This is a genomic window from Erythrobacter sp. 'gip.4 top 5', assembly GCF_056495765.1.
Window position 1 is genome coordinate 122,920 of sequence record NZ_CP200271.1, and the last position, 15,997, is coordinate 138,916.

Annotated in this window: 14 protein-coding genes; 6 read left to right on the top strand and 8 right to left on the bottom strand. The window is 60.3% G+C overall.

All coding sequences use genetic code 11. The features are described from left to right. Positions 1 to 40: 40 nt before the first annotated feature. Positions 41 to 601, bottom strand: coding sequence for a zinc-binding dehydrogenase (locus ACRANW_RS15725; protein ID WP_479434046.1), 561 nt, complete (start codon positions 599 to 601; stop codon positions 41 to 43). 96 nt (positions 602 to 697) lie between these two features. Here ACRANW_RS15725 and ACRANW_RS15730 point away from each other — a divergent pair, with 96 nt between their 5' ends. Beyond that, positions 698 to 1,438 (top strand): alpha/beta hydrolase, encoded by a 741-nt coding sequence (locus ACRANW_RS15730; protein ID WP_479434047.1) that lies wholly within the window; start codon positions 698 to 700, stop codon positions 1,436 to 1,438. A 117-nt stretch (positions 1,439 to 1,555) separates the two neighbouring features. Here the strand turns inward: ACRANW_RS15730 and ACRANW_RS15735 are convergent, their stop codons facing one another. Then, complete coding sequence (locus tag ACRANW_RS15735; RefSeq protein WP_479434048.1) at positions 1,556 to 1,756, bottom strand: hypothetical protein; 201 nt, start codon at positions 1,754 to 1,756, stop codon at positions 1,556 to 1,558. Positions 1,757 to 2,095: 339 nt separating this feature from the next. Between ACRANW_RS15735 and istA the strand changes: the two genes are divergently transcribed. The 5 genes from istA (at position 2,096) to ACRANW_RS15760 (ending at position 6,525) form a co-directional block, all read left to right on the top strand. Continuing rightward, entirely contained in the window at positions 2,096 to 3,607 is a 1,512-nt protein-coding gene (gene istA, locus ACRANW_RS15740) for an IS21 family transposase (protein WP_479434049.1), read from the top strand. After that, entirely contained in the window at positions 3,594 to 4,322 is a 729-nt protein-coding gene (gene istB, locus ACRANW_RS15745) for an IS21-like element helper ATPase IstB (protein WP_479434050.1), read from the top strand. Before istA ends, istB begins: the two co-directional genes overlap by 14 nt. Positions 4,323 to 4,534: 212 nt before the next feature. Further along, the gene (locus ACRANW_RS15750) at positions 4,535 to 4,720 is read left to right on the top strand and encodes a hypothetical protein (protein ID WP_479434051.1); all 186 of its coding nucleotides are present in this window, start codon (positions 4,535 to 4,537) and stop codon (positions 4,718 to 4,720) included. Between the two features lie 647 nt (positions 4,721 to 5,367). Continuing rightward, the gene (locus tag ACRANW_RS15755; RefSeq protein ID WP_479432258.1) at positions 5,368 to 6,201 is read left to right on the top strand and encodes an IS5 family transposase; all 834 of its coding nucleotides are present in this window, start codon (positions 5,368 to 5,370) and stop codon (positions 6,199 to 6,201) included. Positions 6,202 to 6,252: 51 nt separating this feature from the next. Continuing rightward, positions 6,253 to 6,525, top strand: a complete 273-nt coding sequence (locus ACRANW_RS15760; protein WP_479434052.1) for a hypothetical protein — start codon at positions 6,253 to 6,255, stop codon at positions 6,523 to 6,525. Positions 6,526 to 6,880: 355 nt separating this feature from the next. On the opposite strand, the gene ACRANW_RS15765 is transcribed toward ACRANW_RS15760, so the two are convergent. The 6 genes from ACRANW_RS15765 to trbC all read right to left on the bottom strand — a co-directional run bounded on the left by ACRANW_RS15765 (position 6,881) and on the right by trbC (position 15,991). Then, the gene (locus tag ACRANW_RS15765) at positions 6,881 to 10,237 is read right to left on the bottom strand and encodes a conjugal transfer protein TraG N-terminal domain-containing protein (protein ID WP_479434053.1); all 3,357 of its coding nucleotides are present in this window, start codon (positions 10,235 to 10,237) and stop codon (positions 6,881 to 6,883) included. A 35-nt stretch (positions 10,238 to 10,272) separates the two neighbouring features. Further along, complete coding sequence (locus ACRANW_RS15770; protein WP_479434054.1) at positions 10,273 to 11,733, bottom strand: conjugal transfer protein TraH; 1,461 nt, start codon at positions 11,731 to 11,733, stop codon at positions 10,273 to 10,275. Beyond that, entirely contained in the window at positions 11,733 to 12,548 is an 816-nt protein-coding gene (gene traF, locus ACRANW_RS15775; protein WP_479434055.1) for a conjugal transfer protein TraF, read from the bottom strand. Before traF ends, ACRANW_RS15770 begins: the two co-directional genes overlap by 1 nt. A 16-nt stretch (positions 12,549 to 12,564) precedes the next feature. Continuing rightward, on the bottom strand, positions 12,565 to 13,152 hold the full coding sequence (locus ACRANW_RS15780; protein ID WP_479434056.1) for a hypothetical protein: 588 nt from the start codon (positions 13,150 to 13,152) through the stop codon (positions 12,565 to 12,567). Continuing rightward, on the bottom strand, positions 13,152 to 14,735 hold the full coding sequence (locus tag ACRANW_RS15785; protein ID WP_479434057.1) for a conjugal transfer protein TraN: 1,584 nt from the start codon (positions 14,733 to 14,735) through the stop codon (positions 13,152 to 13,154). Before ACRANW_RS15785 ends, ACRANW_RS15780 begins: the two co-directional genes overlap by 1 nt. A gap of 509 nt (positions 14,736 to 15,244) precedes the next feature. Next, a complete protein-coding gene (trbC, locus tag ACRANW_RS15790; protein WP_479434058.1) occupies positions 15,245 to 15,991 on the bottom strand; it encodes a type-F conjugative transfer system pilin assembly protein TrbC in 747 nt (248 codons plus the stop codon). Positions 15,992 to 15,997 lie beyond the last annotated feature (6 nt).

Consider the following 15,997-nt stretch of genomic DNA (forward strand, 5'->3'; position numbering starts at 1 on the left):
ATAGCCTCCGCGAGAAAGTGATGAAGGCTAGCCGACAATGTCAGATATTCGCCGAATGCGATCTGCGATCGGGTTCGTCTGGGCTCTGCAACCCCGAGGTCGAAAGCCGCGCGTTCTTGAGGTGCAGCGCGCTGAGATCGGACGTCGCGCCGACCGAGACGATCGACACACAGCGACCGTTTACTGCCAGCGCCTCGAGCGAAGGTTCGATATTGTCGCCACCGACCGTGTCGAACACGACGTCGTAACCCCTGCCGCCGGTGTGCGCGGCGACATAGCTGGCGACGGATGTCCGGCGGTAATCGATCGTCGCATCAGCTCCGAGCGACATAGCGATGCGGGCCTTGTCATCGGAAGAGACGGTGGCATGCACAATCGCGCCGAGCGCCCTGGTCAGCTGCACCGCTACATGCCCGACGCCGCCGGTGCCGCCATGCACCAACACCCGCTCGCCGGGGCGCACCGCAGCGCGATCGACCAGCGCCTCCCATGCGGTGATCGCCTCCAGCAGCAGTGCAGCAGCCTCGGCGAAGGTGAGGTTGGCGGAATGCGTGAATGCGGTGCGCGGCACATGACGAACAGCATTGCCAGTGATTAACAAAATGTCCCGGAGTAAACAAAGGCCGTCTTGACAGCCAACGCTTCTATAATATCTCGAGTTTGGTAGAAAACTACTATCGGCGATTTCACCTATTCGGTGGCTCGGATTTCGGTATTAAGCCAGAGTGGCGGCCACAGGCCGGCGGCCTTCCCCGAGTATGAAAGAAAGATATCGTTGTCGAAAATTGTCAATGGCGCCAGCCTGAAGCCGCGGAATGGGGCTCGGCCCAAGAAGATCGTACTGCTACTTCACGGCTTCGGTTCGAGCGGTACCGACATGATTTCGCTTGCGCCGCAATGGCAAGATGCGCTTTCCGATACGTTGTTCCTTGCACCGCACGCGCCTCAGCGCTGTGGGATGATGGGGTCAGGCTATCAATGGTGGGGGTTATCCGGATTTTCGCCCTCGGCGCTGGCAGCAGGCGCTGCGTCGGCTGCTCCCGCAATCGATGCTTTTATCGACCGCAAACTGCGCGAATACGAACTGACCGATGAGGATTTGGCGCTGGTCGGCTTTAGCCAGGGCACGATGATGGCGCTTCACATCGGGCTGCGCCGGTCGCGAGCGGTAGCGGCGGTGGTAGGCTATTCCGGGATGCTCACTGGTACGGCTGGAATTGCGCACCCCCAGTTCTCGAAACCGCCGGTGCTTTTAATCCATGGAACGGCTGATTCAGTAGTTCCGATCGCGGCATTGCATATGGCAAAAAGCGAGCTCAAACGACTTGGCGTCGAGGTCACGACGCACATATCCCACGGTGTAGGCCACAGCGTCGATCCTGTTGGCCTGAGACTTGGACAGGATTTCATCTCGGACGCGTTTGATCGCTCGACTTGAACGATTTTTGACGATGCAATTCCGAAAGTCGTCTGACTGCAAACCAAATGCTGGGGGTGGTTGGAAGTACTGCCAGTCTATCGCAACTCGTCTCCGATAGGCGGAGCTATCCCTTACTCACTGTCGGCTCCAGCCATGCGCAGCATAGCGCCGGGTGATCGCCTCGACGCTTTCCGGCTGACGACCGGTGACCTTGAGAACATGGCTCGTCGGCGCACCCATCGCAAACGTGCCGCGATCATGCTCATCTATCCAGAAAGCCAGCTGGCTGAGCAGGAAACGGTCGATCCCGTCGATTCCCGCCGCCCTGTAGTGCATCCATAGGGGTAGCCCCCTTCGAAGCCCCTGATGAGCTTACCGAGGGTGGATTGAAGCCGGTGGTGTTGTCAGAGCAACTGCACCAGACCGCGTGAGGACGAGATTGGCTGCCACCTCAAAGATGCGTCTTGCTGCATTTTGGCCAAAGTCGGTCGTTCCTCGAACTTAGCCGGCGACGAGAGCAAGACTGACAGTGGCACCTTGATGCCGTAGAAATGTTAAGGTGTGGATCGGCGTGGAAAAGAGACCCCGGTAGCGGGGTGATCGGCGTCGAAAAAGGACCCCTCATCCCGATGGCCTAGGCTGACTGCTTGGCAGGTGTCAGGCGGCGAGATCGGGATGTTGATATTGGAGACGGTGTTGAAGATCCGGCGCGAGCACGCGTCGGGAAAAGCTATCAAGGCGATAGCGCGAGACCTGCATTTGTCACGCGGGGTGGTGCGCAAGGCGATCCGGGCGCCGGAGGCAGACATGTCGTACCGGCGCGGTGTGCAGCCATTGCCGAAGCTGGGGCCGTTTCAGATACGGCTCGATGCGCTGTTGGAAGAGGATGAGGCACGACCGCGGCGCGAGAAGCTGCGCATTACGCGTGTTCATGATCTGCTGCTGCGTGAGGGGTTCGACGGCTCGTACGACGCGGTGCGCCGCTATGCCGCCCGCTGGCGTCAGGCCCGGCGTCGCGACGTAATGGACGCGCCAGCGTTCATCCCGCTGCTGTTCCGTCCGGGCGAGGCCTATCAGTTCGACTGGAGCCACGAAGACGTCGAGATCGCGGGTAAGCCAATGCGCGTGAAGGTCGCGCATGTGCGGCTGTGCGCATCGCGGGTGATGTACGTGCGGGCCTATCCGCGCGAGACACAGGAGATGTTGTTCGATGCCCATGCGCGGGCGTTCGCCTTTTTCGGGGGCGTGCCGACGCGCGGCATCTACGACAACATGAAGACCGCGGTGACAAGCGTGTTCACAGGCAAGGAACGGGTCTTCAACCGACGTTTCCTGGTCATGGCGAACCATTATATGGTCGAGCCTACGGCGTGCTCGCCGGCAGCCGGCTGGGAGAAAGGCCAGGTTGAAAACCAGGTTCAGACGGCCCGCGGTCGGTTCTTTCAACCGCGCCTGCGCTTTACCAGTCTCGAGGAGCTGAATGGCTGGCTGGAGGCGGAATGTCGCCGCTGGGCCGACCTGCACCAGCACCCCGAGCAAAAAGAGCTGACGGTTGCCCAGGCATGGGCTGCCGAGCGCGGCGTGCTCCAACCAGTCGTCGCGCCCTTCGACGGTTTTTACGAAAGCGAGCATGCGGTCAGCGGCACTTGCCTGATAAGCTTTGACCGCAACCGCTATTCCGTCTCGGCCAAAGCGGTGCGGCGCACAGTCCAGGTCCGTGCTTATGCCGACCGCGTTGTTGTGCGCTGCGACGGCGAACTGCTCGCCGACCATCCTCGGTTCTTCGGTCGTGACCGCACCATCTACGACCCATGGCACTATCTGCCGGTGCTGGTGACCAAGCCCGGCGCATTGCGCAACGGCGCGCCGTTCCAGGACTGGGAGCTGCCGCCTGCGCTGTCACGACTGCGACGCAAGCTCGGCGCTGGCGATGATGCCGACCGGCGGTTCGTGCGCGTGCTTTCAGCGGTGCTCGACGACGGGCTCGATCTTGTCGAGTCGGCCGTCCGTGAAGCATTGCTGGCGGGTATCATCAGCGACGACGTCATTCTCAACATTCTCGCCCGTCGGCGTGAGCCGCCACGACCTTTGGCCATCGTCACACCCGAGGATCTGGCGCTGCGCTATCCGCCTCGTGCCGACTGCGGCCGCTACGACAGCCTGCGAGGCCTCCATGCAGCGGCATGAAATGATGGCGGTCATGACGGATCTCGGCCTCAAGGGCATGGTTGGCGCCTTCGACGAGGCGGTCACCACCGGCCTGCAGCGCAAACGTACGATGATGGAGATCCTGACCGATCTATTGCGCGCGGAGACGACCCATCGCCATGCGGCGTCGGTCCGCTACCGGATGTCAGCCGCCAAGCTGCCGGCGGTGAAGGACCTCGACGCCTTCGTATTTGACGGCACGCCCATTAACGAGGGCCTGGTGCGCTCGCTGCACAGCGGCTCCTTCCTGGCCGGCCAGCGCAACATCGTGCTCGTCGGTGGTACGGGCACCGGCAAGACGCACCTCGCCAGCGCCATTACCGCCAACGTCGTGCGAAATGGCGCCCGCGGCCGCTACTTCAACACGGTCGACCTGGTGAACCGGCTCGAGGAGGAAACACGCTTGGGCAAGGCCGGTGCGCTTGCAGCTCAGCTGTCGCGCCTTGAGGTCGTAGTGCTCGATGAGCTTGGTTATCTGCCGTTCGCCCGCTCGGGCGGCCAGCTGCTCTTCCATCTGGTCAGCAAGCTCTACGAGCGCACCTCGGTCATCGTCACGACGAACCTTGCCTTTGGTGAATGGCCGACCGTCTTTGGCGACCCCAAGATGACCACTGCGCTGCTCGACCGCATCACCCACCACTGCGACATCGTCGAAACCGGTAACGAAAGCTGGCGTTTCAAACATCGAAACTGACCCTGCTGACCACCCGGCAGAAAACGCTTCGCGCTGGTTGTGCCTCCGGTCGGGCTACGCCCGCCCTACGCCACAACCAGCGCAAACGGCACGCCCGCCATTACCGTCAAGCATCCCGACGAAGGGGGTCCCTTTTGCACGCCGATAGGGGGTCCTTTTTGGACGCCGATTGACACCTTGCTAGCGATTAGTTCGTTGACAGTGCGAAGACGTTGCTGGCCGCGGCGCGCTTCAACGATCCTTTGAGGGCTCCAGATCGCAGCAGTGCTCAGCAGGGCATCGAAGAAGACCTCCAACGCATGACGCCGATTGCCGAGCTTGAGGTGAAGTTCGGCGTACGCCTCAATCAATTCGATGCGCCGGCCGAGCAGGCGATCGATCACGAGGTTCTCGCTTAGACAGACGTTATGCTCGGAGTTGTAGCGCTTGCAGCCGCGAAGGATCTCTTCGCAGATTCCGGTTGGGCCGCTTTCGTCAGTTTCTCTCATATCACACCATGTTGAGGTTAGGCCTACAACTTAACGGCACGTCTGACACAAATCGGTACCTGGGCGAAAAAACTTGATGGCCGCTCAGGTACGGGACGTGACTACACTTAAGTCCGCACTCTGAGCTGCGTCGTTTGGCGTGCGATCAGCAATCAGCTCGCGGTCAAAGTCAGCTGGGGCGGTGAGGCAGCTGACAGGCTCGACGAGATGCCGACGGCTGCGGCCATGCCGATCAGCCAGTTCATCTCACGTCTCAGAACCCTCCGTTTTAGGCGTCATTCCTTCGGTCGCTACCCGCACATGATGGACATAACGGCAAAGTTCGCGGCGGCGGAATGGGGCCGCGATTTCTCGAGCAGCGCCGTTCGCAACGCCTTGAAAATGTAGCACTCAACCGTCAATCAAGCATGGGACCCCGGCAAGTGAGCGGTGAACCGCTCGCAGGCCAAAGCGGCCTCTATATCGGTGAGGGCTTGGTTAAGAGCCCGATCCGAAAGTTGTTGAGCAATACCCGCCATATGTGATTCAGCCGTCTGTGCGAGCAGATGGAGTGGCACATGACATGGACTGGTATTGCCCGTTGCGAACATAGCCGGGATGGGTTGCGGTATCCAAGCGATTTGACGGAGCGAGAATGGGCGCTGACGGCGCCGTTCATTCCGCCCGCCAAAACCGGGGGCCGACGACGCAGCACCGACATGCGCGAGGTGTTGAACGCGCTGCTGTACATCGGCTCGGGTGGTTGTGCTTGGCGGATGCTGCCCAAATGTTTCCCGCCGGTGTCGACCGTGCAGCGCTATTTTTACGCATGGCGTGACAACGGATTGTTCGCCAGCATCAACACGGTGCTGGTGATGAACCTGCGCGAGGTCGAGGGACGCGAAGCCTCGCCGAGCGCTGGCGTGATCGACAGCCAGAGCGTCAAAACCACGGAAAGCGGCGGGGTTTGCGGCTATGACGCAGGCAAGAAGGTCAAGGGCCGAAAGCGCCATATCGTCACCGACACCTGCGGCTATCTGATCTTCATTCTCGTCCACGCCGCCGATATTCAGGACCGCGATGGCGCCGTCGATGTGCTCAAGGCGATCAGATATCGCTTCCCTTGGCTGCGCCACGTGTTCGCCGATGGCGGCTATGCTGGCGACAAGCTTCGGGACGCCCTCAGGGGGCATGGAGACTGGACGCTGGAAATCATCAAGCGGTCCGACACCGCCAAAGGCTTCGTCCTGTTGCCCCGCCGCTGGGTCGTCGAACGCACCTTCGCCTGGCTAGGCAGATGTCGCCGATTGGCCAAAGACTGGGAAACATCCATCGCCTCGTCAACCGCTTGGGCGCACATCGCCAGCATCCGTATGCTCACACGCAGAACCGCAAGATACTGCTACGCATGACAAACTTTTGAATCGGGCTCTAAGGCCCCTTGATGCATTATCTTCTATGCTATGGGTAACCCAGCCACACAGCGCGCATACAAGGCGAACGAGCTGACCAGCTTTATCGTGACGGTTCACGACCGTGAAGCGATCGGCAGCATTGCGCTCAAGCTCGAGGCACTGGGCATCGATGTCGAGCGGGTGATGAAAAGAACCGGCGTGCTTGGTGGGCGCGGGCCGATGCGACTTCTTCCCAAGATTGCCGCCCTGCCCGGCGTAAAGCATGCGCGCGAAGAGCACGGGTTTCAGTTGCCGCCGCTGCACGGGTCTATTCCTCAGTGACGAGATAGCTCCACTCGCGGGAACAGAATCGGAACATTTGGATAAGCCTCGGCATCGTGGTACAATGCTTGAGAAAGGCTCGGTTTATGTCAATTGACGACCATCAGATTCCGCACGGCCCGACCGGCAACTGGGACAATCCATACACTCCCGGGACACCGCTCGGCGACGTATACCGATGGTATGATATTCGAAAGAGCGAGCCTCTTATCGACCCGGCTCGGGCACCGTACACGGGCAAAATTCCTGTCGTACGCATCGCAGCGACATTCATCCTTGGCATGTGGGGAGCCATCATATTGGCACTCTTTATTTAGGGCCCAACTCCATCCCAGCAGCGCACGAAAAATCGCGCTCACTTCCTATTCGGGAATGAGAGATGCAAGTGATTGTCATGACCCTCGTATTTTTGAGTTAGCCCTTCCTTCACAAGCACTGGATCATTGAACAGCACTGTTGTGCCAGGATTACGGTCCTTCATGAACTCGATGTAATTGCGGGTTTGCTCTCGGTCATAGGCGCGGCTCTGCCACGTCACGGGAGCATTCCCACCATCGCGGCGAAAGGGGCGAATGTCGACCTGCCTACCTTGCTCATGAGTTTCATGGCCACCGATATCGCCGCCACCAGGCTTGCTGACATCACCGATATTCACCGGAGAGCCCCCGCGTCTTGCCCACTCTGCCGATGACGCACGCAATTCGTTCACAACGGACTCGGTCCCATACTGTCTGCCCGGTGCAGAGTAGGTTCGGAACCCTTCCCCCGAACGAGGCAGCACAGAGTTGACGGGACCGCCCCCAGCTGCCCCTCCCCCGCCGAAGCCGAGCAGATCTCCTGCCCGGTCGGCTTTATCCGAGATCCATCCCTTCGCATCCTCGAGATAGTTCTCTGCGCCCTTGATCACCGGAGATACCAACGAACTGCCGATCGACTCATGATTGCGTTCATCGACGCGGTCTCCGAGAGCGCTGGCCACGCCCTCGGCGCCGGAAACCTTGTTGCCCAAGGCTAAGCCCTCCGAGGTCAGACGGAACGAACCATCAGCAATCCTCTCTGCGGCTTCCTCTCTGACGGAGGCGTCCCCCGAATTAGCCCGTACGCTGACATTGGGCCCGCGCGCCGAAATCGCGCCAATGTTGGCCTCACCAAAAGACTGCACACCTTCGGCCGATGTGATCGCGGGCCGCTCGCCAGACAAAGTTCCGAGCTCTGGGAACGACACGCCAAGATCTTGACGCACCTGATCGACCTTATCATCCATGAACTGCTTCAGCAGGATCTGCTTCACCTGCTCCTGCTCCGGGGTCGTCGCAACTAGCCGAGGCTGCCAACCAGTCGATGCAAGCAGGCTGTTCTCCGGAGCGCGCAGCGCCTGCTGCGCATAGGTCACGAACTCCTGTGTCTCATCCTGACTGAGCGAATAACCGCGCGATGCAGCTTCGCTGAAGTCCTGATTGTGCCGTTCGTAGGCTTCCTGCGTCCGGGATGCCTCATTCGAATAGCTCCGCGTGTCGGACAGGCTAGCGGAATAGCGATCCGACAGAGACTTAAGCTCAGTGTCGGAGCTCGAGCTGGTGGCACGCGTAAAGTCTTCTCGCGCCTGCCTTGCCTGCGTCGAATTCGATTCCTTGTAGGCGTAATCAGCTACCCGTGAGAGCGCCTGATCGGCCGTCAATGTTTCCCCAGTATCATGCCGATGCTGCGCCGTAACACGAAGGGCAAGATTAGCAGCGGCGTCCGCTCCAATCGCAGCAACAATACCTTCGGTACTCCCGACACCGAGTTTGCCATTAACACCACTGGTGCCGCTCGCCTCCCCGGCCAAGAGAAAGGACCGTGAAATGTTCTGAGACTCACTCTCGCTCAGTCGGAATTGGTTCTGCAAGCCTTCCGAAAGCGACCGAACTTGGTCGTTGAATTTCGACACGCTCGAATTGAACGCCGACCCATTCTCCTTGGACGACGACGCAGTGCGGGTAGCGCTTTCGAGCAGTTCTGTGCCTTTCGATACCGTAGCGCTACGAGACTCAGACGCCGCCTGACGGAGGCCCTCTGCCCGGTTAAACCCTTGGGAAAGCGCCTCCCTGTAGTCTGATGCGAAACCATCGGTACGCACCGGCTTGTACGCCAACGAAGATATGGCCTGACGCGTGTCGAAGGCATTGGCACCGTTGGCAAAGCCGCTTTCGATCCCGCCATCGGAATGCGTGAACGAGCTCGTCCCGAACCCGGAGGCATTCCTGAACGTATCATCGTGCTTGTTGAGGCTACTATTGTTCGCCGAGAGGTTCTGGAACGAGGTGTTGCCAAGGGCATAATTACCCAGCGTGCGCTCAGCAGCAGCGGCCTGGCCCGCAGCCTGTGCGGGGCCGAGCAAAGATGTAGCCTGGCCGGCGATCGCCATCGCTCCGCGCGCCATGCCCGCTGCAATGAAAGGCACGCTCATCATCATGAAGCCGGCAATGGTGGCGATATCATTGTTCACGTTCGTGATGCCATTGCTGACCAACAAGGTCGGGCCAGTAGGCGCGACAGCGGCATAGGCGCTGGCGGCCCGGTTCATCACAAACATGTGGAGGACCACATAAAGCGGTCCCCAGCTCGCAAGATAAAAGAACCCCATACCGTAGCCGCGAAGCGTGGTGATGCCGGTGCGCGGGAAGAGAAAGAGCGGGAAGATCACCGGGAACATCGCATAGAAGACGACGTGGAGGACGATGCCGAGGAGCGGCACCCAAGTCATCGCCTGCTGCGCGATCGAGGTATAGGTGTTGCGTGCCTGTGCGTCGGCTCGCTGCGAAGCATAGGCGTCCCAGCCAGCATCCGAGAAGCTCTCGCGCGCAGCCATGAAGGCATCCATGACCGATACCTGCTGCAGATAGGCATAGGGATCGGTCGATGTCCCGTGCATGGTCCCAGCGACAATCCCGAGGTCCGTTCTCAGACGCTGCGCGGCAATGGTGTCGAGCAGATCGGGATAAGCACCCCTCGCAAACAACGGGAGATCGGAATCGATTTCGGCGGTCCATTGTGCGTCAAGCGCTGCATAGGCTGCGTCGCACCGAATAATCGCCGAAGTCACCTGACTACCGCTGCGCGTCAGGAACCTCTGCGCACGCGCCTGACTGCCCGGGCCGATGTCGCGCCACAGGTTGTTGCTGGTCGTGAGCGTCTCCATCGGCATGAAGCCGAGCAACACGTCATAGAACACGCATTGCTTGAAATGCTCGTCGAGATTGGCGCGGAAGACGGGATCGGTGATCTGGAATGTCTGGGCTTTCTCAAGCAGCCGCGCACCATAGATGATGCCATTGTTGGTCATCCTGAGCGCGTCAGGCATGACAAACACGGTTTCAGCCGTCCGGGTCATCCAGTCGCCGAACTGGCTCGTGAAAGATGCCATAACCCCTAACCCCAAGGGGACATTCGACACCACCGCTGGCGCAAGGCTCGGGTCAATGCGGTCAGTGACCCTGATGGTGACCGTGGGGACCAGCAGGATCATGTAAATTGCAGTCGCTTGCAAAAACCAGTTGAGCCAGGCCCGCCAGTCGAAGTTGAAGGCAAGCACCAGGAGCGAGTAGATCAGGCCCATCACGAAAACGACCTGAATCATGGAGCGAAAGCCACCCCCGCCCGACCACGCGGCCGCCGCGTTGAGAACGTTGACGATGTACTCGCCGCCGCCGACCGTAAAGACCTCAAGCATCGCCCTGCCCTTCCCTTCTTCCCAACGCTGCGGGCCTATCTAATTCCTTGCGCCGAGAGCCCTCGGCCGAAACGAAGCGACGCCGAGATCTGCGGGCTCATGGTGTTCTTCAGCGTCGCCTCGAGCATCTGATTTCGCTGGATGATTTGATAGGTGTCGCCGAGCCGGCCCGACATCTCAGCACGCTTCTCGCCAAGCCGCTTACGCACATCCTGAACCTGTTTGCGCCACTCGCTGAAGTTCTCCTGCTCGGGCGTTTGCATCCCCACTTGCGCGCGGGTCACGTCTTCGAGCATCCGATCGATGTGCCCAAGGAGCACTTCCACTGCGACGATCTCCGCCAGTGAATCGAGTTCACCGTCGCTCAGACCGAACTGTGAGGCCTCGTTGACCACCATGATCTTGTAGATCGGGATCGAGGACAGGCCGAGAAGGTTGACCTCGTCGGTCGTGAGCACTCCGTTGCTGCGGATCTTCCCCGCAATGCTCCGCATCATATCCCTCACCCGCACCTTGTAGGCCACATTCTGGCCGATGCCCAAAGGCCGCGGTGTCGGATCGAGGCATCCATATGGGTCGTCGCCGCCACTACCGCACCGATAGATCTGCGCGGACGCGACTGCAGTGCCGTCGAGAAGAGCGGTGTAGGTGTCCCAGCTCGCAGGCGCGATGAAGCGGAAGGTTCCGGGCACGCTCTCGCTCTGCGGTTTGATGTAGATGATTGTACCAACCATCGTCATGAGCCACTCGGCGTAGTCGGTGCCAGGCCTTGTGGACGCGTTGGCCATGAGCGCGTTCCAGGTATAGTTCTTGCTCTTACCAATCTCGGCCTGAGAGTCGGTGCTGCCATCGATGGTCTGATTACGGGCGCCTTGCGTCTCGCATTCGTGCCGGGCCCTGGCCTCATCCGAGAACAAACCGGAACTGCGTCCAATGTTCTGACAAATAGTGCGACTTGCACCATCCATCTTGGGCCAGATCTCGCCCACTGCCTCCTGTGCGAGCTGGCAGGAGTTCATGTTGAACTCATTCATCTGCTGAATCTTGTGGCTCATGTCCTTCATCACCCCGCCGATCTGGGCCGAGATCGAGTCGATCGCGAGTTGGAACGCGAAGCCGATCGCATTGTTGGCCGTCGCCTTCAGGGTCGCGACGATCTCGTCGGTATTGATGAAGCTGAAGGAGCCCCCGAACAGATCGATCCCGCCACAGCCGCCGCTCGCACGGGGCAGCTGAAGGTTGACCGGATTGATCTGCTTGGTCGGGAAGCGGGTCCACAAACTGCCACCCGAATAATAGCCGGCTGCCTGCCCGTCGAAGGCAGATGGGCCGGTGACATTGGCAGCCGCACCCGATGAGTTGAAATAGGAATTCATCTCGCCCTCAACGCTGGCCATCGCGGGCGTTGCAGCAAGGCTGATGGCAGCAAGGCACGTGAGCGAGCAACCAGTGAGGCGAAAGCCGCGGCGCCAGAAGGATTTTTGAGAACGGCTCATCAGAAATCACTCCCAGGCTCGGTATTGGTGAGGGTGAAAATTCGATCCATGACATCATCAGCCGCCATGACGCCGTAGCCGATCGGCATCGGCTGCTTGGTCACAGTGTCGAAGAGAACCAGCGCGGGCACCTGCTTTCCCGCCATGCCCATCGCCTGGAACTGGCCTGTATCGATCAGATAATTGGGGAAGGCTGCGTTGGGGCCGCCATCGATCGAGACGGCCATAACGGTCATCCCGAAGCGATCGGAGACGCCCCTGATGATCGGGGAGAACACCTCACAGGCAGCGCAGCCCGACGAATAAAAATAGAACACGCCGTACCGCTGGCTTATCGCTGCAAGCGCCGCATCGCGCTGCGCGGTCCGCTGCGTCGTCCAAGTCTTCTTCCCCAGCGAGTTGATCGGGCGCTGCAGCGTGTAACCGAGCTCGGGATTTTGCCAGATGGCGCGACGCCACACATCGGCGAAGTCGGAGGCACGATCGAGCTGCTCACGCTGGTATGAAATATAAGCCTGCACATTCTGAGTCGTGGGCTCGAGGATCGCCCTCGCCTTCAACTCATCAAGCTTCTCGCTGATCGCCTTAAGCCGCACAGCGGCAGGCACATTGGGCTGGTTCTGCGAGGGACTGTCCGGATCGGGCTTGGGCTTCTCGCAGTAGAACCACTGTCCAAGCTTGCGCTCGCGACAATAGAAATCATCGCCTTGCTGGACCCGCATCAAACCATCGTCGCCCTCGACGCTTACCTGCGCCAACCCGAACGAAGGCGCGATCGCGCCACTCAGGATCGCCGCGCTCAGCACACCGCCCAATATCCGTGTTATAGCCCTATTCCTTGCTGCAATCGTCCGAGGCCTCGTGCCCCTTTCCCTTCAATTTCCGCTTTACCTGCTTGGCATTCCGACCCTCGGCTTTCGCCTTGCCGGACTGCAAACCCGCCTCCCGCGCTTCCTTGCGAACAAGGTCGCGAATGTCCTCGCGCTGGGCATCGGTGAGGTTCGGTTTGCCTTGACGCTTGCGCTGCGCCTCCTCGGCTTGGACCGCCTCGTCCTCCACCGTTTTTCTCGCGAGATGCGCCAGAATCGGCGGATCGACTTTTTTGAGGGCCCGGCCAAACTCGCTTCCAACGATTCGGATGAGAGCGGTAAACGACATCGAGACAGGCTCGGCTGACGCGCGACGAGGTCGCAGGGTCCCGTCCTCCAACATGGCCAGGTATCCCTGGTGCTCGAGGCGGCGAACAGAAGGACGAATGTCTCTCAACGAAATTGCAAAGCCGAACCAATCCGATAGCGTCGGCAACAATGACGGCGCCTGCTGGGGGCCAAGGCGCATCAAAGCGATCATAATCGCAAACTCGACGACGCTGAGGTCGGGAAGTGCGCGTCCGCTGGTGAGCGGGGTTACGGTTTCCATTATGGGCGTCCATTTTGCTGCAAATACTCCTGTATGCGTTGCTGGATTTGCCGGGACGTGTCCAACTCATCAGGGAGTTTCGCAGCCGAAACGAAGTCGGCGTAGACATCCGAGAAATCCATCACTGAGAGATCCAGCAAAGAAAACTCGTCAAGCGTGAACCCGCGGCAGGTCTCCCGCCTCGGCGCATCCCAGGGCTTATTGATCTGAGCGCGACCCTGCTGCTGAAGAATGCGGCTGAGCTTGGACTCAAAACAGCAATACGCATCCCTGCGCGTTACACACACGCCAAGCACCCTATCCGAATAGTAAGACCCAACCCGGTGGCAGAGCCCATCGTCATCCTTCCTGTCGAGCTCACGCTCGGCTGCGCGGCACAGGAAAGGCGTCAACAAAGGCACGCCCTTCCCGGAGCAGCAGTTCGACGCCCCAAAGACCCTTTTGGAACAAGTCTCGCGCGTACCGGCAAACAACGTCAGGTCAGCCTCGCTGAACTCGGCATTCGCTTGACCCAGGGTGTGAAGACCCACCAAAGCATCCTGGAACTCCGTTGAAGCCTCACGCTCGATCGGTTCGCACTCGCCATCGATGCAGTAGACATCATCGCCGCAAATGAACTGTGCCGGATCGGTGATTCCGCCGCCTGGGAGCGGACAGCGATAAACCCGAGTGGCGACCTGACACGCTCCCTCCTGCGGATCGTCGAGGCACTCCTCGCGCAAGAAGGTGCATTGGGTGTTGCCCTCGATGTCACCACAATCCGTCGCCTGCGTGGTGCCCGAGCACTGATAGGTCCGCTCCCACTCCCAGCAGGGCCGGGTGACGGACAAGCCATTGATGATGCGGGTCTCTGGCTGGCCGGTGCAGACCTCTCCCGACTGGGTGCAGGTCAGACCTTCGGTTGCTGCCTGACACATAGCCTCATCCCGAGCCTCGCTGACGATCCTGGTGGTGTTGCGCAAGAACCCGCCGCGCACGCCGGGAAGCTGGACGGGACAGGACCAGACCTCGCGATACAGGGGTTCGCCCGGCTCTGAGCACCACGGCCGGCCACCCTGAGGGGGATAAACCCATTGCAGACAAGAAAAACCCGCCATTTGACGGTCAATCAGCGAGCAACCCCCGCCCTGCAGTGCGGTCTGAATGCTCCAGCACACACCGGCATGACCGGGCTGCGGCTTATCGCTGAAGCACTGGTACTCCCAATATTGCGACCCTTCCGCCTGAATGACCAGCGGAACGCGGCAAGTGCGGGCTTCTTCGATTGGCTGTGCGCCCTGCTCGCAGGTCGCCTCGTAATACTCGGTTCCCGCTCCGCTTGGGGGCAAAGGATGACATTGCCCGCTCGACGCCCCAAGACTGGACCCATCCAGATAAGCATCTGGGTCTTGCTCGACAGCCTGAGCGCGCAACAAACCATCGCGGTCCAAGGTAACCACGGTGCGGTCGGGATTGGTGACAAGCCGCCACGCGTCATTGCTGAGCGCGCCAGCTACACCCTGCGAGGTAAGGCGGTCCGGGTCGTCACCGAGCGCTTCCTCGGGGAGCCTCTGCCCCGTATAGCCTGGTATGGTATCGAACAAATCCGTGCTCTTCGTGATCTGACGATGAGAGCTGCGCGAACCACGTGCGAACGAATTACCATCCAGCCTCGCAGCATTTACATCGCCTCTGGGGAAGACGGGCGGTTCGCCCGGCACAGCCGGCGCAACCGGAACTGTTCCTCCACCCAGAGACGGCGGTGTGGCTGCCGGAGGAGACACAGGCGCGGGTGTGGTTGTGGGTATCGGTGCTGGCCCTGGTGCCTGCGGGGGCGGTGAAGGTGCCGGGACTGGTGTAGGCGTTGGGGCTGGCGGTGGGGCTGGCAAAGGCACAGGGGCGGGTGGCAGCGGTGTGGGCTCCCGCACGATCGGGTCGTTTGGGAAAACAGGCCGCACAGGAAGCGGTTCATCAATTGGCGGAAAGAAATCATAATCGGGCAGCTCAAAGAATCCGCCGGGCCGCGAGACGTCGGCACTCTGAGCCATCCCTGAACTTGGGATACTGACAGCCGTTCCGGCAAAGGCGACCAAAATAAAGGCGGTGATGCCTCTCACCGACGCCCCCTGATATTAGCAAGGGCGGTACGCGCAACCAATGCACCAGGACCATTGTCGTCGGCGAAGGTTTCGAGGGCATAGCGAACAGTGACGTTGCCTGCCATCTTATCAAACGGCGGCGGATTGGTCGTACAAGCAAGACCGTCGCACGGGCTGAAATCGCTCGAGACCACAACGTATGTCGGTACAGCCTCGACGCCGAAAGCGCGGAAGAGCCGGGGGTCGACGCCGATCGCAGCGAACTGATCGTCTTTGGACACGACCTTGCTCATTCCGGCAATGAACTGTTTCGCCGAGTTATTCGGAAAACCGCGAAATACAACGAACCCACCAGCGGCAGAGGTCTGATCGATGATTTGCTTAAGCGACTCCTCGGGCATCGAGAGGCTGACAAAAACCATGAACTGCGGTGCTGTTCCGCGATTATCTTCGAGGTTGCCAGAAGCGGCAGCGATCATCTCGTCGAAATCGAAGGCGCCGGCAGGGCCCTCAGGAAGGTCGCTCGTATCGAGGCGCTGGACCTTCTGGCGCGCGGCGGCCTCGATCGCCTGCGCATCAGGGCGATACTCCTCGGCACGGCGGAGGATCTCGGCCGACAAGACCGCTGCATCCTCGTTCTGTGCCGCCGCGCGGGTGCGGATGGCATCGAGGTCGAGACCATCGACCGTCTGGGCAAGCGCGGCACCAACCCCGGCAAAGCCGCCGATCAGGGCCACCGTCAGCAGGAATTTGCGGGTCATCTCTCC

Coding starts and splice junctions, on each gene's coding strand:
- ACRANW_RS15780 (WP_479434056.1), bottom strand. CDS start 13,152: ATGGAAACCGTAACCCCGCTCACCAGCGGACGCGCACTTCCCGACCTC.
- istB (WP_479434050.1), top strand. CDS start 3,594: ATGCAGCGGCATGAAATGATGGCGGTCATGACGGATCTCGGCCTCAAG.
- ACRANW_RS15755 (WP_479432258.1), top strand. CDS start 5,368: ATGACATGGACTGGTATTGCCCGTTGCGAACATAGCCGGGATGGGTTG.
- ACRANW_RS15760 (WP_479434052.1), top strand. CDS start 6,253: ATGGGTAACCCAGCCACACAGCGCGCATACAAGGCGAACGAGCTGACC.
- ACRANW_RS15765 (WP_479434053.1), bottom strand. CDS start 10,237: ATGCTTGAGGTCTTTACGGTCGGCGGCGGCGAGTACATCGTCAACGTT.
- ACRANW_RS15770 (WP_479434054.1), bottom strand. CDS start 11,733: ATGAGCCGTTCTCAAAAATCCTTCTGGCGCCGCGGCTTTCGCCTCACT.
- trbC (WP_479434058.1), bottom strand. CDS start 15,991: ATGACCCGCAAATTCCTGCTGACGGTGGCCCTGATCGGCGGCTTTGCC.
- ACRANW_RS15735 (WP_479434048.1), bottom strand. CDS start 1,756: ATGCACTACAGGGCGGCGGGAATCGACGGGATCGACCGTTTCCTGCTC.
- istA (WP_479434049.1), top strand. CDS start 2,096: ATGTTGATATTGGAGACGGTGTTGAAGATCCGGCGCGAGCACGCGTCG.